The following is a 23208-nucleotide window of genomic DNA, read 5'->3' on the forward strand; positions in this document are numbered from 1 at the left end:
TCGCGTCCGGCCCGGTCAGGAGACCCGCCGGCCCTTCACGCCGATCTGGCCGTTGATGCGGATGAAATAGTAGCCGAGCGCCGCCTTCTTGAAGACCACCTTGTCGCCCGCGTTGATCGGGGCGATCTTGCGCGGCGGGTTGTTGATCTCCCACACCGCACCTTCCACGGTGGTGAAGCGCCACGTGGCGGGGCCGACCTGGCGGCCGTTGGCGATGGTGGTCTCGAACAGGTCGGAGCTGTCCTTTTCCTCCGCCGCGTCCTTGGCGTCGGGCTTGAGAATGTCGACCTCGGGCATGCTGAGGCCGAACAGCTGGCGGCGGGTCTTGCGCACCTGCTCGCGGTCGACCAGCCGCACGTCGCCCGCGTCCACCGCGCCGAGCAGCACGCCGACCTTGTCGTCGTAGCAGGCCAGCCTCTCGCTGCTGCCGGGCAGGGCGCGGCAGGCGCGCAGGCCCTCGACGAGGCTGGCAGAGCCCTCGAACACCGGCTGGGCCATCACGGCCGCGCCGGCCACCAGCACGAGACCGGCGGCGGCCGCGCTGCGGGTCAGGATGCGCCTTGCGGACGGGCGAGAAACGGACGAACGGATCATGGCATATCTCCCTTGCGACCGCTGCATAGCGGCCATCGGCGGCGCAGTCCAACCGGCATATCTGCAGCAAATTGCAGATATGTCACACCGGCGACCCTAGGGCGGGAACCGAGGTGTATCCGAACTGCAACAGGCGTGACCCAAGTGTCTTCAAATCGCAACGGGCCGATTGCGAGGCTCGATGTGATTAACCTAGGAGGGCCTCCTTAGCTTCGTGCGCATGGCGCGCGCGCATCAGAGAGGGACCCCTAAATGCAACGCTTCCAGAAGGCATCGCTGCTCGCTGGCACTATCATGGCAGGCGCCATGTTTGCCGCTCCGGCCTATGCGCAGGATACCGAGACCGCCGACGTCTCGTCCACCGGCGCGCAGACCGAAGAATCCACCGCCATTCTCGTCACCGGTTCGCGCATTCAGCGCACCGACCTCCAGTCGACCAGCCCGGTGGCGGTCGTCTCGCCCGAGGAATTCCGTCTGACCGGTGCGGTCAACGTCGAGCAGGTGCTCAACACCCTGCCGCAGGTTCTTCCCGGCCTGACCGGCTTCTCGAACAACCCCGGCAACGGCGCGGTGACCCTCAACCTGCGCAACCTCGGCGCCACCCGCACCCTCGTGCTGGTCAACGGCCGCCGCTGGATGTTCTACGATACCAACCAGATCGTCGACCTCAACACCATCCCGCAGTTCCTGCTGGGCGGCGTGGAAGTCGTGACTGGCGGTGCCTCGGCCGTTTACGGCTCGGACGCGGTCGCCGGTGTCGTCAACTTCAAGCTGCGTGACATCGAAGGCCTCGAACTCGGCGGCAGCTACTCGCTGACCAGCCGCGGCGACGGCGAGCGTTACCAGTTCAACGCCGCCATCGGCTCGTCGTTCGACGACGGCCGCGGTGCGGTGACCATGTTCGCCAACTACACCCGTCGTAGCCCGGTCTTCCAGGACGCCCGCGTGTTCTCCGAGCGCGCCGGCGGCGATGGCTGTATCGTTCCGGGCAGCACCGGCCGTGGTGACATCGGGACCCCGTTCCCGTCCGGCATCGCTGTCGGCACCTGCCTCGCCCGCGGCGGCGAGCTCGGCTTCATTCCGCAGGGTTCGGCGACCACCCCGATCGGCACCTTCATCGCCGGTCCGACCGGTGCCCAGAACACCTACATCGCCAACCCCACCGGTGGCGGTTCGCGTCTGTTCCAGGATCCGCAGGATCTCTACAACTTCGCGCCCGACAACTACCTCCAGCTTCCGCAGGAGCGTTACCTGATCGGGGCCTACGGCCACTACGAGTTCACCGACGGCATCGAAGCCTATTCGGAACTCTCCTTCGTGCGCAACGAAGTGGCCCAGGAACTCGCGCCGACTCCGGCGGGCGTTTCGGTTCCGCTGTTCGTGAACAGCCCGTTCTTCAACGACCAGACCCGTGCGCTGCTGCTGCAGAACCCGGTGAGCACCACCGCGGGCCCGACGCTCGGCAACCCGCTCTACCGTCAGACCCAGGTCAACTTCCGCTTCAACGACATCGGCTCGCGTAACTCGAACGCCAGCCGTGAAGCGTTCCGCGTCCTCGGCGGTGTCCGTGGTTCGATCACCGACAACATCAACTTCGACGCGTATTACTCGTACGCCCGGACGACCAACACCAACATCCAGCAGGGCAACATCTCGGCCAGCCGTTTCCGCAACGCGCTGACGACCGAAGTGGTCAACGGCCAGCACCGCTGCATCGACGCCTCGGCGCGGGCTGCGGGCTGCGTGCCGCTCAACGTGTTCGGCCTTGGTCTGACCGACCCGGCGGCGCTGCGCTACCTGTCGATCAACGCCACCAACATCACGACCTCGGAAATGAGCAACGTGGTGGGCTCGATCAGCGGGACGCTGTTCAACCTCGGCTTCGGCGCGGATGATGTCGGCTTCGCGGCCGGTGTCGAATACCGCAAGATGGACTCGGAGTTCATTCCCGACACCTTCCTCGCTTCGGGCGACGTGCTCGGCTTCAACGCCGGTCTGCCGACCCGCGGCGGCTACGACGTGAAGGAAGTCTTTGGCGAAGTCCGCGTGCCGATCGTCGAGGACGGTCTGATCCACTCGATGACCGTCGAAGGCGCGTTCCGTTACTCGGATTACTCGCTCGATCGCGTCGGCGGGACCTGGACCTACAACATCGGCGGCGAACTCTCGCCGATCGAGGGGATCCGCTTCCGTGGCCAGTACTCGCGCGCGGTCCGTGCACCGAACGTGCAGGATCTGTTCGGCGGTGCCTCGACCGGCTTCCCGGCGGCCACCGACCCCTGCTCGAACCGCGGTCCGGTGGCCGAGCGCACCGATGCGCTGCGGGCCTTCTGCATCGCCTCGGGCGTGCCGGCGGCAGCCGTCTTCGGTGCGGGCGTCCAGCCCAACGCGCAGATCCAGGCTGACTTCGGCGGCAACCCCAACGTCGGCGAGGAAACCTCGGACACCTACACCATCGGTGTGGTGCTCCAGCCGAGCTTCGTGCCGCGCCTGAACATCACGGTCGACTACTTCAACATCACCGTTGAAGACACGATCAACACCCGTCTGGGTGGTCTTGCTTCGGCTCTGTCGCTCTGCTTCAACACCATCCAGAACCTGACGGATCCGGCGTGCTCGATCTTCGCCGGCAAGCGCAACCCGGGTACCGGTGCGCTGGGTCTGAACTCGGGCGGCCAGAACCCGTCGCTGGTGCAGGACAACGTCGGCAAGCTCGAAACGGCGGGCATCGACGTCCAGCTCGACTACAGCCTCCCGCTGTTCAAGGGCGAGCTCGGGTTCTTCTACCTCGGCACCTGGCTCGACAAGTTCCGCAACACCCCGGTGGCCCTGCTGCCGCTGCGCGAGAACATCGTCGAGGGCACCTATGGTCTGCCCGACTACCGTCACAACGTCCGCGTCACCTACACCCAGGGTCCGGCCCTGTTCTCGGTGCGCTGGCGCTATGAAGGTCCGACGGAAGATTTCCGCGTGCAGAACACCTTCAGCGGGAACACCCGGATCGAGAACAACGCTCTGCCGCTGCGCTCGATCGGTGCGTGGAACTACATCGACCTCGCCGTCGGCTTCGACATCGACGAGCGCATGACGATCAACGCGGGCGTCAACAACCTGTTCGACAAGCAGCCCCCGGTTCTGGGCGCTTCTGCCGAACAGGCGAACACCCTCCCGAGTTTCTTCGACGTGCTCGGCCGTGACTTCTTCATGGGTGTGAACTTCCGCTTCTGATCCCGGTCGGAAAGCGAACGAAAGGGGCGGCGGACCATCCGGTCCGCCGCCCTTTTTCGTTGTGCTGTCGTCGTGCGGTCGTCGGCGGGCCGTCGGCCGGTCGTGTGCCGGTCATTTGCGCGTTTGCGGCGGTCAGACCCTTGCCGTGACGTCGAAGGCGACGGTCATCCGCGTGCCCTCAGTGATCGGGCGGGTGCCGTGGAACAGCGTGCTCGGAAACAGCACCAGCGTCCCCGCCTCGGGCCGCACCGCGTGCAGGCTCCCGAGCCCTTCGGCCAGCCCAGGGGGCGGATTGCCGAGTTCGAGCCAGCCGGGCTGGCCTGGGCCGTCGACCTCCTCGGGCACCAGCCAGTAGCTCGCCGAGGAAAGCAGCCCGCGCGGGTGAATATGGGCGGCGTGATGGCCCTGCCCCTCGAGCCGGATCGACCAGCTGCCGACGATGGCCCAGGGATCGTCCCGCCGCCGCAGCAGGGGATGCGCGGGGTCGGCAGGTGGAAGCCCCGAGCGATATTCCTCCATCGCCGCCCGCAGCGCCGTCTCGAGCCGCGCCAGCTCCGGCTCGGCCCGGGCAAACAGCGCTCCCTTGGTCTGGCTGCCCTGCTTGACCGACTGCCCGATCGGCATGGCGGAATGGGCGTGCAGCCGGGTCAGCAGGGCGGTGATCTCCGCCCGCTCCCTCGCGCTGAGCGGCAGGGCGAGCTGGCGCACCAATCCGGGCTGTCCGTGGAGCCACGCGTGCCGCGCATCGCCCGAAAGCCGCCACGCGCAGTCGATCAGCGCCCAGGCCGCGACATCGTCCGGCCGCGCCGCCAGCGCCTGTTCGAGCGCTCCGGCGGCCCCCGGCGCATCGCCCAGCCGCAGCCGGTTGCGCCCCCGCGCGATGGCCCAGTCCGGGCCGGTCTCGCCGGGATGATCGTCGAGCACCGCCTGCGCCGCCTCCGCCTCGCCGGCCTCGCCGAGCGCGACCGCATGGGCGAGGGCTAGGCCCGTGTCCGCCGGAAAGGCCGCCCGCGCACGGGAGAGGATGGCCGCGCTGTCGGCATGGCGGTCGACCCCGTCGAGCGTCTCGCTCCACGCCCGCCACACGGCAGGGCCCGCGCCGGGGGCAGCGACCGCCTGCTCGAAATGGGCGGCGAAGTCGCCGCGCTCGCCCGCCGCCCAGCGCAGCTCGGCATGGAGCTTCAGGGCCTCGGTCCAGCCCGGCAGGTGGGTGACGAGCGTGGTGGTGCATTCCAGCGCCTCGCCCATCCGCCCCGCGACCGCGAGCGCCTGGGCGTAGTCGAACAGCAGGTGCGGATCGCCGCGATTGCGCATCAGCGCCGCCTCGATCAGGGGCACGGCATCGGGCGCGCCGCGTTCGAGCGCGAGGCGGGCGCGGCTGCGGGCGGTTTGCGGTCCTTTGGGGTCGAGCGCGACCGCGCGCGCCATGCTGGCGCTCGCCGCGTCGTGGCGCCCCGCCTGCCGCTCGCTATCGGCCCGGATCCGCCAATAGCCCGCATTTCCCGCGCCCGCGCGTTCCAGCTGGGCGAGCAGTGCGGCGGCGCGGGCGGGCTGCTCCATCCGGCCGAGCGTGATCGCCGCATTCACGGCCGCCTCGACCAGATCGGGCGCCAGCGCCAGAGCACGCTCGAACAGCGCCAGCGCGCGGTCGAGCCGTCCGGCCCGGAAGTGGAAATTGCCCGCGCTGTTGGCGAGTCGCGGGTCATCGGGGAAGGCCGCCAGCCCGCGGGCGTAGAGCGCGTCGGCCTCTCCGTCGCGCCCGGCCGCCGCGAGCTGGCTCGCCGCCTGCGCCACCCCTTGCGCACTCGCGGGAAGGTTCATCGGCTGCGCAGCCATCCCGTGACCGCCATCCGCCCGATCGGCGCGAAGGGCGGGACATAGCTGACGCTGTGCGACTGCGGCACGCGGAACAGGTTCAAGGCGTTGAAGCGCGGGCGGAAGCCCTCGATCACGTCGCCCTCCTCGTCGAGGAACAGCAGATAGCCGCCCCAGTCGGGATGCCAGTCCTCGCGCGCGAGGTTGAGGACATAGGCGACCTCCCAGCCCTCGGCCACGTGGCTGTCGATGTGGCGGCCGAGATAGTGGTTGGGGGCGAACAGGGTGGCCTGGGCATCTGCCTTGAACAGCCCCCGAATGCCCGTCACGGCGCGTGCCAGATCGAGGAAGGCCGGGGCGTTGAGATGCTCGATCAGCACCTCGTGCGGGCCGCCCGGATCGAGGCCCTGCTGCAGCGCCTCGATGATCGGGTAATGGGCGAAGCGGAAGCCGTATTCGCCGCGGGCCGAGTGCTGTTCGGCATTGCGCGAGGCTTGCTGCAAGTTCTGCTGGCCTTGCGGCGTGCGGCTTTCGGCGGCGCTGATGCTCACCGGCTTCTCCGCCCCCGCACCCACCGCCATGCCCCACGGCGTGCCGCGGGCGAGCACCATCTGCAATTCGCGCGCGCTCTCGGGTGTCAGCACATTGCGGATCTGCACCCGTCCCGCCGCCGCGAAACGCGCGGCGAGCGCGGGCACGTCGAGCGCCGGGTCGATTGCGAACAGGGTCTTCAGATCGCCCTCCGACACCTCAGCGCACCCTCCGGCCCTTGACGCCCTTCTGGCCGTCGATGCGCAGGAAATAGCTGCTGAGCGCGCCGCTCTTGATCTCGAGCGACTGGCCGACCTTGGGCGACATCAGCCGCGAGGGCACCTCGTCGAGCTGCCATTCCGCGCCTTCCGCCGTGGTGATGACGAAGCTGCCCTTGATCGGCCGCACCGCCGCGATGGTGGTTTCGAGCGCCGAGAATTCCTCGGCCTGGTCCGGGTCTTCCTTGTCGCTCCTGCCGCCGAAGATGCCGAGATCGGGCAGCGCGAAGCCGAACAGCTTGCGGCGGGTCTCGCGCACCTCCTCGCGGTCGACGACGCGCACCTCTCCCTCGGTGCTGGCAGCGACCATCGCGGCAACGGCGGTGTCGTAACAGGCGAGGCGCTCGGACGGATCGGTCTTGGCCTGACAGTCGCGCAGCGCGGTGACATAGCTGCTCTCGCCCTTGGCATCCTGCGCGGCGAGCGGTGCGGCGGCGAGCGCCAGGAAGGCGGCACCTGCGGCTCGGAAGGCGGTCATCCTCGTCATGTTCCCTCGCATGGGGCCGCGAGGCCCCGTCCTTGCCGCCACCGTTACGCCGGTGCGGCGATGCTGGCAAATCCTGCGGCGCTCACCCGTCATAGCCCATCCGCGCGATCCACGGGGCAAGGAGCGGCATCACTGGTGCGAGCTGTTCGGCATACCGCTCCCAGCGCCCGCGAGCCCGGGTGTAGAGCCGTTCACCGATCTGCGCATAGCTCGCGGTGCGCACACGGCTGCGGGTGCGCGCGGTCTCCTCGTGGGCGAGCAGGCGGTCGTTCCAGGCAAGGCCGAGCCATTCGACCAGCGGCTGCAATTCGGCGCGCGGATTCTCCACCAGCCGCTCGTAGCGCACCGCGCGGGCCTCGACGGGCAGCAGCGCCAGCGCCCTGTGCCACGCGGTGAAGACCGCGTCATAGGTGCGCGCGGCCTCCTCCAGATCGGTGAAGCTGCGCATCGCGTGGTTGAGCGTGAAGTTGGCCATGAAGCAGCTCAGCACGACATCGGCCGGGTGGCGTTCGGCGAGGATGAAGCGCGCCTTGGGGAAGAGGCGGTGGATCAGGGGCACCCGGGCCATGTTGAGCGGGTGCTTGTCAACCAGCCAGCGCGTTCCGTCCCACCCGTGGGCGCGGGCGCTGGCGAAATAGGCTTCGCGCAGTTCGGCGCATTGCGAGCCGGTGAGCGCGGCCGGATCCTCGCTTCCGAGAAGGCGCGCTACCTCCGTCACCATCGGCTGTTCCTCGAGAACGCAAAGCTCGGGCAGGCCCATCAGCATGGTGTCGAGCAGGGTCGTGCCCGAACGCGGGAAGCCGACGAGGAACACCGGATCGGGCCGTGCCGGATCGGGGGCGAGGGGCGGGGCCCAGGCGGCGGCCCAGGCCGGGGTCCAGCGGGCGCTCTCGGCCTCCAGCGCGGCGCGGAAGCTCGGGCCGCGCTGGGGCGGGGCCTCGGCCATGGCGGCGGCGTTCATCGCGGCGAAGGCGGCAAAGGCGCGCGGGGCATCGCCGAGCCGCTCGGCGATATTGCCGATCAGCGCCTCGCGGCGGACCGGGTGGATGGTCGGCGGGATCGCCTCGGCGTGGCGCGCGGCATCGGCGAAGCGGCCTTCGCGCTGGGCGAGCCAGGCGTGGAGGAAGGCGACCTCGGGCGGGCAGGCAGCGGGATCGAGGCCCGCGAGAAAGGCGGCGAGATCGGCGGTGCGGTTGGTCGCCTCGTAGAGCCGCCCCAGTTCGAGATGGCTCTCGCCGAAGTCGGGCCAGCGCGCGACCGCCGCCTCGAGCACGGCGATCGCCTCGTCGAGCAGCTCGTTGTGCGCGAGCGCCATCGCCAGTTCGGTCTGCACCGTGCGGTCCCCCGGCGCGAGAGCGGCGGCATCGCGCGCGACCTTGAGGCGGGCCGCGCCGCGGTCGGCCCGGCGCAGCACGTCGGCAAGGTTGAGGTAGATCGCGACCGCATCGGGCTGGTGGGTGATCGCCTGTTCGAGCGCCGCGATGGCCGGGTCGAACCGGCCCGCGGCGGCGTGGATGTTGCCGAGATTGTTCCAGCTTGCAGCGTCCCCCGGCTCGGCCGTGAGGACGCGGGCATAGGCCGCCACCGCCTCGCGGTGCTGCCCGCGCTCGGTGCGGATCCACGCCTCGATCCGCGCAAGGTCGGGCTCCGGCGCGCCCTCGGCGAGGCGCAGGGCATCCTCGGCGCGGCCCGCGGCGAGCAAAGCCTTGGCGAGGTCGGCGCGCACGCCCCGGTCTTCGGGGCGCAGCCGGGCGAGGGGTTCGAGATGGGCGAGTGCGCGCAGGCCCTCGCCCAGTTCCAGCGCCGCCAGCCCGGCGATGGCGAGGAAGGGCGCACCTGCCTCGTCGGGGGCGGCATGGGCCTCGGCCAGCGCCAGCGCGCCCGCGGCATCGCCTGCCTGGCGCAGGCGGATCGCCTCGGCAAGCGCAGCGGGGGACGGGGCGGGCTGAGGGGTCATGGGGTTCAATCCTGTCGGGGGCGGGCGATGTCGAAGGCGACCGTCAGCCGCTCGCCCTGCGGGAAGGGGCGGGTGCCGTGCCACATGGTCGAGGGGAACAGCACGAGCCGCCCTGGCTTGGGTTCGATCAGTCGGCGCGGGGGCAGGCCGGGGACGAGATCGCGTTCCTCGCCGAGGGCGAGCCAGCCGGCGTGGTCGCCGGTGCCGCCGCGCCCGAGGGTTTCGGGCAGGGCGACGTAGAGCGCGGAGCTGAACCAGCCCTGCGGATGGACGTGATCCTTGTGGAAGCCCGCATCGGTGAGCCGGACCGACCACGATCCGGCGATGCGCAGCGGGGCGCGGGCGAACGGCAGGGTGGGGTGGCCCGCCTGCGGCTCCGGAAGCTGGGCGACATGGCGCTCGACGATCGCCAGCAGCCGCGCCTTGAGGTCGCGGATCGCCGGTTCGATGCGGAGCAGCAGGTTGCCGTCGGTCTGGGTGCCGCCGCGCACCGACTGGTCGAGCGGCGCGTCCCGCGTCACGTGGAGCGCGCGCAGGTGATCGGCGAGGGCGCCGAGCTCTGCCGGGGAAAGGCCGATGTCGTAGACCCCGACGAGGCGCGGATCGCCTTCCAGCCAGCCCGCACGCGCGTCGCCGGTCATCCGCCAGGCGAGCGAGACATAGGGCCACAGTGGCCCGGCATCCGGCGTGGCGAGGCGCGGCTCGAGCAGGGCGGCGGCGGCCTCGGGGCGGCTGGCGCGGATCAGGTGACGGGCGTGCATCCACGCCGCGTTGACATCGCCGGGCGCGCCGGCGGCGGCGAAGTGGGCGTCGGCCTCGGCCAGCGCGCCCGCCTCCGAGGCGATGTGGGCTGCGAGCAGGCTGAGCCAGCCCGGGCTCCCGAGCGCCGCGCGGGCGGCTTCGACGGCGGCGGCGGCGCGCGCAAGCTCACGGGCCTGCAGGGCGAGCGCGATGGCGCAGTGGTGGAGCGCGTCGGAGCGGGGATGTCCGGCAAGGGCGGTGGCGACGCTCTCGAGCGGGTCTGCGCCCATCTGTCCGGCAATCGCGGCGCGGCTGCGGTGTCCCTCGACCCACAGCGGGTTCGCGGCCAGTGCGGCATCGAGCAGGGCGATGCCCTCGGCGGCGCGGGCTTCATGCAGCAGCGCGGCCGCATGGCCGAGTATCACCCCGCCGTCCTGCGGTGCGAGGGTGGCGGCGGCGGCGAACAGGGCGGCGGCGGGCAGGCCCGCCTCGAGCGCGGTGCGGGCGCGGGAATGGGCGATAAGCGCATCGTGCGGGGCGATCCGCGCTGCGGCAGCGAAGGCCTCGTGCGCGATCATGCTCTCGCCGCAGGCTCGCGCGGCAAGGCCGAGCAGCTGGTGCGCACGGGGGCTTGCCGGATGGAGCTCGGCACAGCGGCGCGCGTGGGGCAGGAGGAGTTCGGGAAAATCGGCATTGATCAGCGCGAGGCCCTGCCCCAGCGCCGCCGCCGGATCGGCGAGGGGGAAGCGGGCGATCCGGGCGAGGGCTTCCTCGTGGGTCACGCTGGCAGGGGTCCTCGAACAAAAATGGCGGGCCTCGCGGCCCGCCATTCGTGGTCTATCGAAGCGGACGCTTAGAAATCAAGCGTGACGCCCGCGAAGAGGTAGCGCCCGAGGGCGTCGTACACCTGCGCGAAGGTGTTGCCGTTGCACGGGCCGGCAGGGCAGGCCTGCGAGCCGGTGACCTGCGGCGCCTTGTCGAAGACGTTGTTCGCGCCGAGGACGAAGTTGAAGTTGTCCCCTGCATCGAAGGTCAGCGCGAGGTCGAAGTAGCTGACCGCATCGAAGCCCGCGATCCCCGGCTGGGTGGTCGCCGTCAGGCCGTCGAAGTCAACCCCGTCGAAGTAGCGCCAGCGCACCGAGGCGCCGAGACCGTTGCGGAAATTGAAGCCCAGACGGGCGTTGTGACGCCATTCGGGGTTCGGCGTGCCGCACAGGTTGCCGTAGAGGCCCACGCACTCCACGTCCGCCGCGCCCGGGACGCCCGGGTTCGAGTTCAGCTCGTCCAGCCAGGTGCCGACGAAGTTGAACGTCAGGATGCCGGCATTGCCGATTTCCGTGCGGTAGGAGCCGTTGATGTCGACGCCCGAGGTGGCGAGCGAGCCGATGTTCTGCGGCAGGTTGACGACGAAGCCGCCCGGCGAACGCCACAGCGAACCGGACGCGTCGCGGTTGACCAGACCGCAGAAGAACGGATCCGCGGTGTCGGTGCACTGCTGGACGATGAGGTCCGCACCGATGCCCTGGATCGCGCCGTTCACTTCGATGTTGAAGTAGTCGACCGACAGGTTGAAGCCCGGCAGGAAGGTCGGGGTCAGCACCACACCGGCGGTGTAGGTGTCGGCCACTTCCGGCTGCAGGTTGATGTTGCCGCCCACGAAGCCGTTGTACTGTTCGGCCGGGTTGGGGGCGACGAACTGCCCGACGGCAAGGCCCTGGGCCCGGCAGCCGGTATCGGCAGCGGTGATCACGAAGCCCGCGCACGGGTCGGTCGAACCGTCCAGCGCGACCCGGTTCGGAGCGAACAGGTCCTGGATGGTCGGCGCCCGGACCGCGCGGTTGTAGCCGCCGCGGATGCGGATGTCGCGGATCGGGGCGAATTCGCCTTCGATCTTGTAGGTGTCGGTGTTGGCGCCGGTGCTGTAGTCCGAATAGCGGTAACCGCCGGTGACGGTGAAGTCGTAGACCCAGCTGTCCTGCGCGATCGGGATACGGATTTCGGTGAAGAATTCCGTCACGTCGAAGCTGCCCGAAACCGGGAGCGTCGGCGCGCCCTGGCCCGCAAGGTCACCCGTGCTGAAGGCGACGTCCGAGTTGAACTCGAGCTTTTCCTTGCGGTACTCCGTCCCGAACACGACGTCGACGCCCTGGTCGGACCAGGGGCTCTTGATGCCGTATTCGCCCAGGGTGCCCGACACGAAGGCGTTGGCGACCTGCTGGCTCACGACCCCGCGCGAGAAGCCCGGCGTGGCGAGGTACTGGACCGAGGCCTGGCTCGGGGCGACGGTGCCCGGCGAGAAGATGTCCCACGGCACGCAGTTCGGGTCCGAACCGTCGAGCGTCGAACGGCACACCGGCGTCCCGTTCGGACCGGTCACGACATCGAGCGCACGGCCGAGGCGCGTGACCGAGAAGTCGTTGAGGTAGGTCTGGGAGTAGTTGTTGCGGCCGTACTGGTAGAAGGCATCGTAGGACCATGCCGGCGACAGGTCGCCCCTCACGCCGAGCACGGCGCGGTAGCTGACGTGCTGCAGGTCGTCCTGACGCCCGCCGCCCTCGACGTTGCGGCGCAGGATCTGCGCGAAGGCACGGTTGTAGGTGGTGCCGGTCAGCGGGTTGACGAAGTTGAACGGCGTGGTCGGCAGCAGGGGCTCGCCCAGGCCGCGGTCGATGCGTGCCTGGTTCTCCGCCGCGACGTTGCCGACGACGAAGAAGGCGTCACCCGGCAGCGGGCTGACGAGCAGGTTCTCGCCGTCGCAGATCTGGGCACGCTGGCCGGCGCCGAGCAGCGGGTTGTCGCAGTTGATCGACAGGGTGTTGCCGAAGTTGCCCGAGGGAGCGATCTGGGCGACCGTGCGGTCGTCCATGAACATGAACTCCATGTAGGGCTTGATCGCGCTCGAGATCTCGTAATCGGCAAAGACGCCCGCGGTGTAACGCTCGTCGGGACGCTGGAAGTAGTTCAGCGGGCCGAAGTTGAACGGCGTGAAGCCGCCCAGCAGCGTGCGGTTGGGGCCGAACTGGCCGATGGTCGAGGTCAGCGAATCCGCGACGCCGTTGCCGTCGGCATCGGTCAGGTCGTCGAAATCGTCGAAGTAGAACACGGTGCCGGTCGCCGAGGTGGCCGAGCCGCCGCAGTTGTACTGGCGACCGCCGGCCGCGACCGAAGCCGCCGAGTTGGCCGAGAGGGCGCAGGCCGAATAGTCGCGCCGGGCCTGGAGCACCGGATCGATCTTGCGGTAGCCGGCATAGGCGGTGACACGGCCGCGGCCGTCATCGAAGCTGCTGCCGAAGGCGATCGTGCCGTCGAAGGTGCCGCCATCGGTGACCATGCCCGACGGATAGCCGAAGCCGCGCGCGTCGAGCGCGCCGCGGATGTCGTTGCCCGAGCGGTTATTGTGGTTGTAGACGCCGTAGTTGGCGTTGATCTTGAAGCCTTCGAAGTCGGTATCGAGCACGAAGTTGACAACGCCCGCGACCGCGTCTGCACCGTACACCGACGAGGCACCGCCGGTCAGCACGTCGACGCGCTCGATCAGCGCGGCCGGAATGGCGTTGATGTCGGCGGCCGAGGTGCTCGGCGTGCCCGGCATCAGGCGACGGCCGTTGACCAGCACCAGGGTGCGCTCGGAGCCGAGGCCGCGCAGGTTCAGGGTCGCGGTGCCGGTGGCGCCGTTCGAGACGCTGCCGCCCTGCGCCGCGAAGACCTGCGGGAGCGAGTTGATGAGGTCTTCGGTGCGGGTCGTGCCGGTGAGCGAGAACTCCTCGGCGGTCACGACGGTGACGGGGCTCGCGGATTCGAGGTTGGGCGAACGCAGACGCGTGCCGGTGACGACGATCGCCTGGACGGGCTCTTCTTCGGCGGCGGCGTCGGTGGTGACATCGGCGTCCTGCGCATGGGCCGGGGCACCGAGGGTGAGCGCGATGACGGCAGTTGCCGCACCGGCCTTGAGAAGCGTGTGCTTCTTCATTGTGGTCGTCCTCCTTTGGGTTTGACCGTCGATTGACACTTCAAACGTCAAGGGCGTCTGGCGAAAATCCGGCCAGACGACCCCCTCCACCGTGCCGGATGGGCGATGCCCGCATCTGGCGCAATTTCCATGTCATGAAGATGCAAACTTTTGCAGATGTCCTGTTCCTTATCTGCAACAGTCTGCAGATAAAGCGTGTCGTTCGAGCGACGAACGGGTGGCATTTTTGATCGCTTGATTTGGCCTTCCCGCTTCAATAGGCGGGGCGGCAGGCGAGTGGCGATGCGCAACTGATCGCGCACGCGCGGCCCCTTTCGCCCGGGCCGAAGACAGAGGAGAGCTTATGAGCACAGCTTATATCGTCGAGGCCGTCCGCACGGCCGGTGGCCGTCGCGGCGGGCGTCTGGCCGGGGTCCATCCGGTCGATCTGCTGGCCAAGTCGCTCGATGCGGTGGTCGAGCGTTCGGGCATCGATCCTGCCGCGATCGACGACGTGGTGACGGGCTGCGTCACCCAGGCGGGCGAACAGGCGATGCAGGTCGGGCGCATGGGCGTGCTGGCCAGCAAGCTGCTCCCGCAATCGACCCCGGCCGTCACCATCGACCGCCAGTGCGGATCGAGCCAGCAGGCGATCCAGTTCGCGGCGCAGGCGGTGATGAGCGGCGTGCAGGACGTGGTCATCGCCAGCGGCGTCGAGAGCATGACCCGCGTGCCGATGGGCTCCAACGCGACGCTGCACATGAAGGAAGGCCTCGGCCACTACATGTCGCCCGAGCTTCAGGCCAAGTTCCCCGGCATCCAGTTCAGCCAGTTCATGGGCGCCGAGATGATCGTGAAGAAGCACGGTTTCTCGAAGGAGGATCTCGACCGTTTCGCGCTGTCGAGCCACCAGAAGGCGGTTGCCGCGACGCAGGCAGGGGCCTTCGAGCGCGAGATCGTGCCGGTGGAGATCGAGACGCCCGAGGGCACCCAGATGCACACGGTCGATGAAGGCATCCGCTTCGATGCCACGCTGGAAGGCATCGCCGGCGTCAAGCTGATCAGCCCCGATGGCGCGCTGACCGCGGCCTCGGCGAGCCAGATCTGCGACGGTTCCTCGGCGGTGCTGATGGTGTCGGAAGCGGCGCTGAAGGCCCACGGCTTGACCCCGCTGGCGCGCATCCACAACCTCACCGTCACCGCGGGCGATCCGGTGATCATGCTGGAAGAGCCGCTGTTCGCCACCGACAAGGCGCTCCAGCGCGCCGGCCTGACGATGGCCGACATCGATCTCTACGAGGTCAACGAGGCCTTCGCCTCCGTGCCGCTCGCCTGGCTCAAGCACACCGGTGCCGATCCGGAGAAGCTCAACGTCCATGGCGGCGCGATCGCGCTTGGCCACCCGCTCGGCGCGAGCGGCACCAAGCTTATGGCGACGCTGGTCCACGCGCTGCGCCGCCACGGCAAGAAGTACGGCCTCCAGACGATGTGCGAAGGCGGCGGCGTCGCCAACGTGACCATCGTCGAGGCGCTCTGATCACCCCCAATCCGAGAGGAAAACCAATGGAAGTTTCAGCCAATACCCCCGCCGTCGTCACCGGCGGTGCCTCGGGCCTCGGCGCGGCGACCGCCCGCGCGCTGGCCGCCAAGGGCGCCAAGGTCGCGATCTTCGACATGAACGCCGAAAAGGGCGAAGCCCTCGCGGCCGAGATCGGCGGCGTGTTCTGTCTGGTCAACGTGACCAAGGACGAGGACGTCGACGCCGGCTTTGCCAAGGCCCGCGCGGCCCACGGGCAGGAGCGCATCCTCGTCAACTGCGCCGGGATCGGCAACGCGATCAAGACCGCCAGCCGCAGCAAGGAAGACGGCTCGATCAAGCACTTCCCGATTTCGGCCTTCGACTTCGTGATCCAGGTGAACCTGATCGGCACCTTCCGCTGCATCGCCAAGTCGGCGGCCGGCATGATGACCCTCGATCCGATCGACGAGTTCGGCGAGCGCGGCGCGATCGTCAACACCGCGTCGGTTGCCGGTGAAGACGGCCAGATCGGCCAGGCCGCCTACTCGGCCTCGAAGGCGGGCGTCATCGGCATGACCCTCCCCATCGCGCGCGACCTCATGAACGAGGGGATCCGCGTCAACACCATCCTGCCGGGCATCTTCGACACCCCGCTGCTCGCCGCCGCGCCGCAGAACGTGCGCGACGCGCTGGCCGCATCGGTGCCGTTCCCCAAGCGCCTCGGCATCCCCACCGAATATGCCAAGCTCGCCATGACCATGATCGAGACCGGCTATTTCAACGGCGAGGACGTGCGCCTCGACGGCGCGATTCGCATGGCGCCGCGTTGATCGGTGCCCTCGCGGCAATGCGAGCCTGAAGGTTTGCGCCGCTGCGGGCGGGCGGTTGCCCTTGCGGCCCTTCCGGGCCCGAGGTGAACGCCGGAAGCCAGTCAAGGAAAGCCCTCGCTTTTGCGGGGGTTTTCTTTTGCCCGGGCCGTGGCATCAAAGCGGCAAGCAAGGAGAGGGATTTCCATGACCCAGTACACCCAGATCATCGTCACCAAGGCCGATGGCATCGCCACCATTACCCTGAACCGCCCCGACAAGATGAACGCCTATACCCGCACCATGGGGCAGGAGATCATGGCTGCGATGGACGATATCGACGCCGACGACACCGTGCGCGCCGTGATCTTCACCGGCAGCGGCGAGCGGGCCTTCTGCGCGGGCGCGGACCTGACGCCGGAAGGGGGCGGGCATGTCTTCTCCGATCCGACCGAGGTCAGCGACCTATCCGATCCCAAGGTGCGCGACGGCGGTGGGCTGCTGACGCTGCGGCTGTTCGAGAGCACCAAGCCGCTCATCAGCGCCTGCAACGGGGTGGCAGTCGGGGTGGGGGCGACGATGCAGCTGGCGATGGACATCCGGCTCGCCAGCAGCACCGCGCGCTACGGCTTCGTCTTCGCGCGGCGCGGGATCGTGCCCGAGGCCGCCTCGAGCTGGTTCCTGCCGCGCATCGTCGGCATCCAGCAGGCGCTCGAATGGTGCTACACGGGCCGTATCTTCGATGCCGAGGAGGCCAAGGCGGGTGGTCTCGTGCGCTCTATCCATGCGCCGGAAGACCTGCTCCACGCAGCGCAAGGCCTCGCCCGCGAGATCGCCGACAACACCTCGGCCATCTCGGTCGCCATGACCCGGGCGATGATGTGGCGTCTCGCCGCCACCGATCACCCGATGGAGGCGCACAAGATCGACAGCCGTGCGATCTACCGCCTCAGCCGCGGCGCCGACGCCAAGGAGGGGATCGCCAGCTTCCTCGAGAAGCGCAAGGCGATGTATCCCGGCAAGGTCAGCGCCGACATGCCCGATTTCTACCCCTGGTGGGGCGAACGCGCCTATGAGTGATGGCGCAAGGCGGGACGGGGCGGGGGAGCTTGCGGGCTTCCTGCCCTACCAGCTCTCGGTCACGTCCAACGCGGTGAGCGCGCTGATCGCCGAACGCTACCGCAAGCGGTTCGGCCTCAAGATCCCCGAATGGCGGGTGATCGCGGTGCTGGGCGACAGCGGCGCCAGCGGCGGTCCGATGACCCAGCGCGCCCTAACCGCGGCGACGGTGATGGACAAGGTCGCGGTCAACCGCGCGGTCAAGGTGCTGGAGGACCGCGGCCTGATCGCGCGGGTGCCGAACCCGGTCGACGGCCGCTCGCACCTGCTGGCGCTGACCGACGAAGGCACGGCGATCCATGCCGAGGTGATGCCGCTTGCCCGCGCGACCGAGGCCGATCTGCTGGGCGGGTTGGCACCGGCGGACGAGGCGCTGCTGCGCCGCCTGCTTGCCGATCTGCGCGAGCGCGCGATGCGGCTGGCCGAACCGCGCTAGCCCCGCAGACAGGAAGGGCCGGAGCAGGGGTGTCCCCGCTCCGGCCCCTGCCGTTTCCGTTTCGCGATCCTCGCGCCTACTTGATGAGGTTGTCCGAGATCGAGCAGGCCGCGGGGCCGAGAATGACCACGAACAGCGTGGGCAGAATGAAGACGATCAGCGGCACCGTCATGATCGCGGGCAGGCGCGCGGCCTTTTCCTCGGCGCGCATCATGCGCTCGTTGCGGAACTCGGCCGAGAGCACGCGGAGCGCCGAGGCGAGCGGGGTGCCGTAGCGTTCGGTCTGGATCATGGTCGTCACCACGCCCTTCACCGCTTCCAGATTGACGCGGTAGGCGAGGTTGTTGAAGGCGTGGCGCCGTTCGTTGAGGAACGACAGCTCGATCGCGGTCAGGGCGAATTCGTCGCCGAGTTCCGGATAGGCGCGGCCCAGTTCCTTGGCGACGCGGTTGAAGGCGGCGTCGACGGTGAGGCCGGCCTCGGCGCAGATCACCAGCAGGTCGAGCGCGTCGGGAAGGCCCTTCTGGATTTCCTTGGTGCGCTTGGTCGCCTTGTTGCTGAGGTAGAGTTCCGGGCCCTTGTACGAGAGGAACACCGACAGCGCGAAGGCGCCGAGCCGGGTCATCGGACCCCAGTCGGGCCAGTATTCGACGACATAGATCAGCAGGCCCATGATCGCGCCCACCACCAGCGGCAGGATCGCGCGGGCGCCGATGATGATGACCGCCAGTTCCTTGTTGCGGTAGCCGGCATGGGCGAGCTTCTGCTGGATCGCCTTGATCTGGCTGTCCTGCAGCACGTTGAGGCGGTCGAGGCTCGACTTGACCTTGTCGGTCGTGTCGGTGCGGCGCACCAGGCTGGTGCGCTTCTTCGAGGCCGCGGTGACGATCCCGGCCTTGAGCTGCTCGCGCCGCGCCTCGAGCGCCTTGACGCGCTTGGACATGGGATCGCGGATGGTGACGGCCGCGTAGATCGCCAGCATCATGGCGAAGGCAGCCATCGCGACGAGCATCGTCCCGACGAGGATGACGTCGAAGCCGAGCAGCGTCGGTCCGGCGGGTTGGTCGATCATTGGTCTCTAGCCCCCGCCGTCAGATCTCGAAGTTGACCATCTTGGCCATGATGAACACGCCGATGCCCATCCACACGCCGGCGCCGAGGCCCGCCACGATCAGGCGGTCGTCGGTGAAGAAGGTGCCCATGTATTTCGGGTTGATGTACATGATCGCGCCGAAGACGAGGAAGGGCAGAGAGCCGACGATATAGGCCGAGGCCTTCGATTCCGAGCTCATCGCCTTGATCTTGAGCTTCATCTGGGCGCGCTGGCGCAGCACGTGGGCGAGGTTCGACAGCGTCTCTGCCAGGTTGCCCCCCGTCTCGCGCTGGATCGCCAGCGTGATGGTGAAGAAGTTGAATTCCGGGATCCCCAGCTTGTCGCCGGTGTCCTGCAGCGCGTCTTCCATCGTCTTGCCGACCTTGATGCGGTCGATCACGGTCTTGAATTCGTAGCCGACAGGGCCGGGCACTTCCTGGGCGACGATGCCGAGCGTCTCGGTCACCGGAAGGCCGGAGCGCAGGCCGCGCACGAGCAGCTCGATCCCGTCGGGGAACTTGGAGACGAAGGCATTGGTGCGCTTGCCGATCAGGTAGCCGACCACGAAGTGCGGCAGCCCCGCGCCGACGAACAGCCCCACGCCGAGCGAGAGCAGCGGCGCCTTGCTGAGCACGAACACCACCACCGCCACGCCAAGCGCGAGGCCGACCGAGGCGTAGATGTACTGGGTGACGGTCCAGTTCTTGCCGGTGCGGTTGAGGCGCACCGCGAGCGCCTCGAGCCGCGAGCCCGAACCCGCGACGCGGTAGGCCTTGGGCTTGCGGGCGGCGATCGCGCGCTTGAACTGCGCATCGACCTTGGCGTCGAGGCTTTCGGAGTGGCGATAGCGCACCGCCTGCATCCGGCGCTTCTGGGCCTTGGCCACGCCCGAACCGGCCACGAGGGCATACCCCATGACCAGCACGGAGAAGATCGCCAGCGTGATGAGCAGGGTTTGGAAGAAGTCCATGCTGTCGGTTCCTGCCTCGGGCCGCCGCAGAGCGGCGGGTGCCTGTTCTCGTGTCGCGGCTGGGGCGCGGGGCGGGACGGGCGGTCTGCCGCCCCACCCGCTGCCCCCCGGCGCGGTTGCTTATTCGGCCTCGGTCAGATCGACCTTCGGCTTCTTGGCGAGCATCGACTTGAGGTCGAAGTTGCCGAGCAGCGATTTCTTCTCGCCGGCAACGCCCGCGCCGTCGTCCGAGCTCACGCCCATCACGCGTTCGGCGATCTGGCGGATCGCCGCGGTCGCCTTGCTCGAGCGGTTGGCATCGACGAACACCTGGCCGAGCTTGGCCGCGTTCGAGGCCGCCTTGATGTCGTAGGGCACCACGAAATCGACCTTGCGTTCGATCGAGGCCTCGAAATCGGCCTTGCTGATCTCGGCGAGGCTCGGCTGCACCTTGTTGGCGACGATCATCGGATGCGCATGGCTCGCGTTCGACTTGAGCCACGAGAGGATCCGGATCGTGTCGCGCGCCGAGGCGAGGGTGAGCTCGCAGGTCAGCACCACCAGGTTCACGTCAGCCAGAAGCTGCGGGAAGTTGATGAGCATGTTGCGCGGCAGGTCGATGACCGTCATCTCGAACGCCTGGCGGAACTCGTCCTCCAGCTGCACGAAGGCCGAACCGTCGGTCATCAGCGGCTGGTTGATCGGGGCTTCCGCCGAGAGGATCGACAGGTTGTCGCCGGCGCGCACCATCGCGCGCTCGATGAACAAGGGGTCGATGCGGCTCGGGTTCTCGATCGCGTCGGTCAGGCCCCGGCCCGGTTCGAGGTCGAGCGCCAGCGCGCCGGTCCCGAAGTGCACGTCGAGGTCGAGCAGCGCGGTCGGCGCCTTGTGCGCCTCGCTGAATAGCCAGGCGAGCGAGGTCGCGATGGTCGAGGCGCCCACGCCCCCGCGGGTGCCCACGACGGCGGTGGAGATGTGGCGCTTGGCCGAATCCGCATCGCCTGCCTTGGGGCTCATGAACACCGCCAGAGCCTGGTTGAGCGCATCGTGCACCTGCTGCGGCGACAAGGGCTTGAGCAGGTAGTCGTGGATCCCGCTCGAGAGCAGGTCGCGGTAGAGGCGCACGTCGTTGACCTGGCCGATGGCGATCACCACCGTGCCCGGCTCGCAGACTTCCGCGAGCGCGTTGATGTCGTTGAGCGGATCGCCGCTTTCCGACAGGTCGACCACGAGGATCGCCGGCGAGGCGCTGACCGAGAGCGATTGCACCGCGTTGCGCAGGCCGCCCTTGTTGCACTTCTCCGGCTGCCAGCCGAGTTCGATCACCACCGGGCGCAGCACATCCAGCGCATTGTCGTCGCAGATGTAAGCCGAGAAGGGATCGCGATTTCCGGGCAAGCCCGATTTCCAGGGTGCATTCATGGCTTAGTTACCTCCTCCGCCGCCGCCACCGCCGCCGCCACCGCCGCTTCCGGCGCTGCCGGCATCCATCAGACCGGTCGCGCCGGTCGGGGCTGCTTCACGATAGCTCTTGATCGCCTTGTTCGAGGTCGCGGTCAGCGTCTCGCTGTCGCCCTTGCGGCCCTCGATCAGGTCCTGCGGGTCGGCGACCATCGCGGCGAGGTTGCTGTTGACCGCGCAACCATAGCCGGGGCTCGTCCCGTTGGTGTAGTTCATGTCCGACTTCGCCGACCAGTCCGGGCAACCCGGCACGCTGGCGCTGGTGCGGGTGATGACGACACGCGCCTGGCCCGGCTGGATGAAGCCTTCGGTGACCGGGGCGGTCTCGCTCAGCATCAGGCCGTAGCGCGCGGCGATGTCGCGGATCGCGTTCGTCACCGCGGGGTTCTGGCCCGGGTTCTCGATCGCGACGCGGTCGCCGTAGCGCAGGTCCATTGTCTCGAACCAGCCGTTGAGGCGCTGCTGTTCGGAGATCGGCAGGCCCGCGGTTGTGGTGGCGAGATCGAGAGTCAGGTTGGTCCGCTCAACCACCGGCTGCTTGACGCTGTAGAGCGAGGTGTTGGTCGGCATCCCGCCACAGCCCGCAAGGCCGAGGCCGAGCGTCAGCGCGAGTGCAATCTGTCGTGCATTGGGCATCTGAGGCACCTTTCTCGGATTAGAGGCTGAAGCCCGGGGTGGCGGCACTTGCCGCGCGTTCCTGGCGGCGGTTCTTCTTGTCGGCGCGGCGCGGCTTTTCCGGGCTCGAGGGCACGATCGCTTCGGGATCGGCCGCGCTCACCTTCGGCTGCGGAGCCTCGGGCTGGCTCGACACCGGGCCGGGGCGCTGTTCGCCCGACTTGCCGGCGTTGTTCTGGAAGCCGAGCAGCTGCTCGAACTCGTTGGCCGAACGATAGCCGTCGGTCGGCAGCTTGATGTCCTTGGCGTCGACCGGCTTCACCAGATAGGGGGTGACGACGATCACCAGCTCGGTCTCGCCGCGGCGGAACTGGCGGCTGCGGAACAGGTTGCCGAGGATCGGCACGTCGCCGAGACCCGGGGCCTTTTCGAGCAGCTGCTGCGAGTTGGCGCTCATCAGGCCGGCGATCATGAAGCTCTGGCCCGAGCCGAGCTCGACCGTGGTTTCGGTGCGCCGCGTGGTGATCGCGGGAACCTGGAAGCCGTTCAGCGTGATCGCGCCCTGGGTGGAGAGCTCGGAGACTTCCGGGCGGACGCGCATCGAGATGCGGCCGTTCGAGAGCACGGTCGGGGTATAGGCGAGGCTCACGCCGAACTGGCGGAACTGCACCGTCACCTGGCCGAGGCCCTGCGCGATCGGGATCGGGAACTCGCCGCCCGCAAGGAAGGTCGCGGTCTCGCCCGAAAGCGCGGTGAGGTTGGGCTCGGTGATGGTGGTCACGAGGCCGAGGCGCTCCGACAGGTCGAGCGCGCCGAGCACGTCGACCCCGAACAGCTTGCCGAGGCCCGACAGCGAGGTGCCGCCGCGCGAATCCACGGCCGGGCCGGGGATCTCGGTGCCGTCCGGCAGGACGAAGGCCGACTGGGCGACCGCATTGCCGGTGCCGAGCGGGCCGTTGGCAAACCACTGCTCGGTGCCGCCCAGCGAACGGCCGGTGCCGACGCCGAAGCGGAAGCCGCTCGAACCGTCGATGGTGGCAAGGTTGCCGCCGATCTCGCGCAGCAGGCTGCGATTGACCTCGGCGAACTTGACCTGGAGGTTGACCTGCAGCGGGGTCGCGGTCTTGAGGCGGCTGATGACATTGGCGCCCTCGCCGAGGAAGGCCTGGACGAGGCGCTCGGCCTCGGCGGCATCCTCGGGCGCGCCCACGGTGCCGGTCAGCAGGACGGTGTTGGCCCCCATCGTCGCCACGCCGACCTTGGCATCGGGCATGGCGAGCGCGAGCATCTGGTCGATGCTGCCGATGTTCGAGCCGACCCGGATGTTGGCCGAGAAGATCACGTCGCCGCGTTCGTTGCTGGCATAGACCGTGGTCTCGCCGCCGGCCTTGCCGAACACGTAGAGCTGGCGCTGCGACTTGACCTGCACGTCGGCGATGTCGTCATTGGCGACGAAGACATCGGCCATGGTGCCGGGCACCGTCACCAGCTCGCCCTTGCCGATCGACAGGACGATCTCCTGCGAGGGGCTGACGACGGCCTGCGCGGTGGCGGTCGCCGCCGGCATCGCCGCCATCGGCACCGCGGCGAGCGCGGCCACCAGCAGCTTGGTCTTGAACTTGGGCTTCAT

The 23208-nt window shown here is 68.8% G+C and carries 18 protein-coding genes; 5 read left to right on the forward strand and 13 right to left on the reverse strand.

The features are described 5' to 3' along the window. Positions 1 to 15: 15 nt before the first annotated feature. Complete coding sequence (locus CBR61_RS06185) at positions 16 to 594, reverse strand: hypothetical protein (RefSeq protein WP_157696514.1); 579 nt, start codon at positions 592 to 594, stop codon at positions 16 to 18. A 252-nt stretch (positions 595 to 846) separates the two neighbouring features. On the opposite strand from CBR61_RS06185, the gene CBR61_RS06190 reads away from it, so the two are divergent. Continuing rightward, positions 847 to 3822 carry a TonB-dependent receptor domain-containing protein gene (locus tag CBR61_RS06190; protein ID WP_088913572.1) on the forward strand — a complete coding sequence of 992 codons (2976 nt, stop codon included), beginning with the start codon at positions 847 to 849 and terminating at the stop codon, positions 3820 to 3822. Between the two features lie 132 nt (positions 3823 to 3954). On the opposite strand, the gene CBR61_RS06195 is transcribed toward CBR61_RS06190, so the two are convergent. From CBR61_RS06195 to CBR61_RS16755, 7 genes are all read right to left on the reverse strand, one after another. Further along, on the reverse strand, positions 3955 to 5643 hold the full coding sequence (locus CBR61_RS06195) for a tetratricopeptide repeat protein (RefSeq protein ID WP_172835927.1): 1689 nt from the start codon (positions 5641 to 5643) through the stop codon (positions 3955 to 3957). After that, positions 5640 to 6386 (reverse strand): 2OG-Fe(II) oxygenase, encoded by a 747-nt coding sequence (locus CBR61_RS06200; protein ID WP_233996886.1) that lies wholly within the window; start codon positions 6384 to 6386, stop codon positions 5640 to 5642. The genes CBR61_RS06195 and CBR61_RS06200 overlap by 4 nt, the downstream gene beginning before the upstream one ends. Before the next feature lies 1 nt (position 6387). Then, the gene (locus CBR61_RS06205) at positions 6388 to 6924 is read right to left on the reverse strand and encodes a type VI secretion protein (protein ID WP_233996888.1); all 537 of its coding nucleotides are present in this window, start codon (positions 6922 to 6924) and stop codon (positions 6388 to 6390) included. Positions 6925 to 7015: 91 nt separating this feature from the next. Further along, complete coding sequence (locus CBR61_RS06210; protein ID WP_088913575.1) at positions 7016 to 8890, reverse strand: tetratricopeptide repeat-containing sulfotransferase family protein; 1875 nt, start codon at positions 8888 to 8890, stop codon at positions 7016 to 7018. A 5-nt stretch (positions 8891 to 8895) separates the two neighbouring features. Further along, positions 8896 to 10413: a putative 2OG-Fe(II) oxygenase gene (locus tag CBR61_RS06215; protein ID WP_157696515.1), complete on the reverse strand. Its 1518-nt coding sequence runs from the start codon at positions 10411 to 10413 to the stop codon at positions 8896 to 8898. A gap of 71 nt (positions 10414 to 10484) precedes the next feature. Beyond that, positions 10485 to 13601: a TonB-dependent receptor domain-containing protein gene (locus CBR61_RS06220; RefSeq protein WP_088913577.1), complete on the reverse strand. Its 3117-nt coding sequence runs from the start codon at positions 13599 to 13601 to the stop codon at positions 10485 to 10487. Positions 13602 to 13648: 47 nt separating this feature from the next. Then, a complete protein-coding gene (locus CBR61_RS16755) occupies positions 13649 to 13903 on the reverse strand; it encodes a hypothetical protein (RefSeq protein ID WP_157696516.1) in 255 nt (84 codons plus the stop codon). Between the two features lie 41 nt (positions 13904 to 13944). On the opposite strand from CBR61_RS16755, the gene CBR61_RS06225 reads away from it, so the two are divergent. The 4 genes from CBR61_RS06225 to CBR61_RS06240 all read left to right on the forward strand — a co-directional run bounded on the left by CBR61_RS06225 (position 13945) and on the right by CBR61_RS06240 (position 17460). Continuing rightward, positions 13945 to 15117 carry an acetyl-CoA C-acetyltransferase gene (locus CBR61_RS06225; protein ID WP_088913578.1) on the forward strand — a complete coding sequence of 391 codons (1173 nt, stop codon included), beginning with the start codon at positions 13945 to 13947 and terminating at the stop codon, positions 15115 to 15117. 26 nt (positions 15118 to 15143) lie between these two features. Next, on the forward strand, positions 15144 to 15929 hold the full coding sequence (locus tag CBR61_RS06230; RefSeq protein ID WP_088913579.1) for an SDR family NAD(P)-dependent oxidoreductase: 786 nt from the start codon (positions 15144 to 15146) through the stop codon (positions 15927 to 15929). Between the two features lie 183 nt (positions 15930 to 16112). After that, the gene (locus CBR61_RS06235; protein ID WP_088913580.1) at positions 16113 to 16985 is read left to right on the forward strand and encodes a crotonase/enoyl-CoA hydratase family protein; all 873 of its coding nucleotides are present in this window, start codon (positions 16113 to 16115) and stop codon (positions 16983 to 16985) included. Continuing rightward, the gene (locus CBR61_RS06240) at positions 16978 to 17460 is read left to right on the forward strand and encodes a MarR family winged helix-turn-helix transcriptional regulator (RefSeq protein ID WP_088913581.1); all 483 of its coding nucleotides are present in this window, start codon (positions 16978 to 16980) and stop codon (positions 17458 to 17460) included. Before CBR61_RS06235 ends, CBR61_RS06240 begins: the two co-directional genes overlap by 8 nt. A 76-nt stretch (positions 17461 to 17536) precedes the next feature. Here CBR61_RS06240 and CBR61_RS06245 read toward each other — a convergent pair whose 3' ends face one another. The 5 genes from CBR61_RS06245 to CBR61_RS06265 all read right to left on the reverse strand — a co-directional run bounded on the left by CBR61_RS06245 (position 17537) and on the right by CBR61_RS06265 (position 23208). Then, positions 17537 to 18532: a type II secretion system F family protein gene (locus CBR61_RS06245; RefSeq protein ID WP_088913582.1), complete on the reverse strand. Its 996-nt coding sequence runs from the start codon at positions 18530 to 18532 to the stop codon at positions 17537 to 17539. 19 nt (positions 18533 to 18551) lie between these two features. After that, complete coding sequence (locus CBR61_RS06250; RefSeq protein ID WP_088913583.1) at positions 18552 to 19523, reverse strand: type II secretion system F family protein; 972 nt, start codon at positions 19521 to 19523, stop codon at positions 18552 to 18554. A 120-nt stretch (positions 19524 to 19643) separates the two neighbouring features. After that, positions 19644 to 20924, reverse strand: a complete 1281-nt coding sequence (locus tag CBR61_RS06255; protein WP_088913584.1) for a pilus assembly protein CpaE — start codon at positions 20922 to 20924, stop codon at positions 19644 to 19646. A gap of 3 nt (positions 20925 to 20927) precedes the next feature. After that, complete coding sequence (locus CBR61_RS06260; RefSeq protein WP_088913585.1) at positions 20928 to 21599, reverse strand: CpaD family pilus assembly protein; 672 nt, start codon at positions 21597 to 21599, stop codon at positions 20928 to 20930. Between the two features lie 19 nt (positions 21600 to 21618). Beyond that, the gene (locus tag CBR61_RS06265; RefSeq protein WP_088913586.1) at positions 21619 to 23208 is read right to left on the reverse strand and encodes a type II and III secretion system protein family protein; all 1590 of its coding nucleotides are present in this window, start codon (positions 23206 to 23208) and stop codon (positions 21619 to 21621) included.

This window comes from Porphyrobacter sp. CACIAM 03H1 (assembly GCF_002215495.1).
In the GTDB taxonomy this organism is placed as follows: domain Bacteria; phylum Pseudomonadota; class Alphaproteobacteria; order Sphingomonadales; family Sphingomonadaceae; genus Erythrobacter.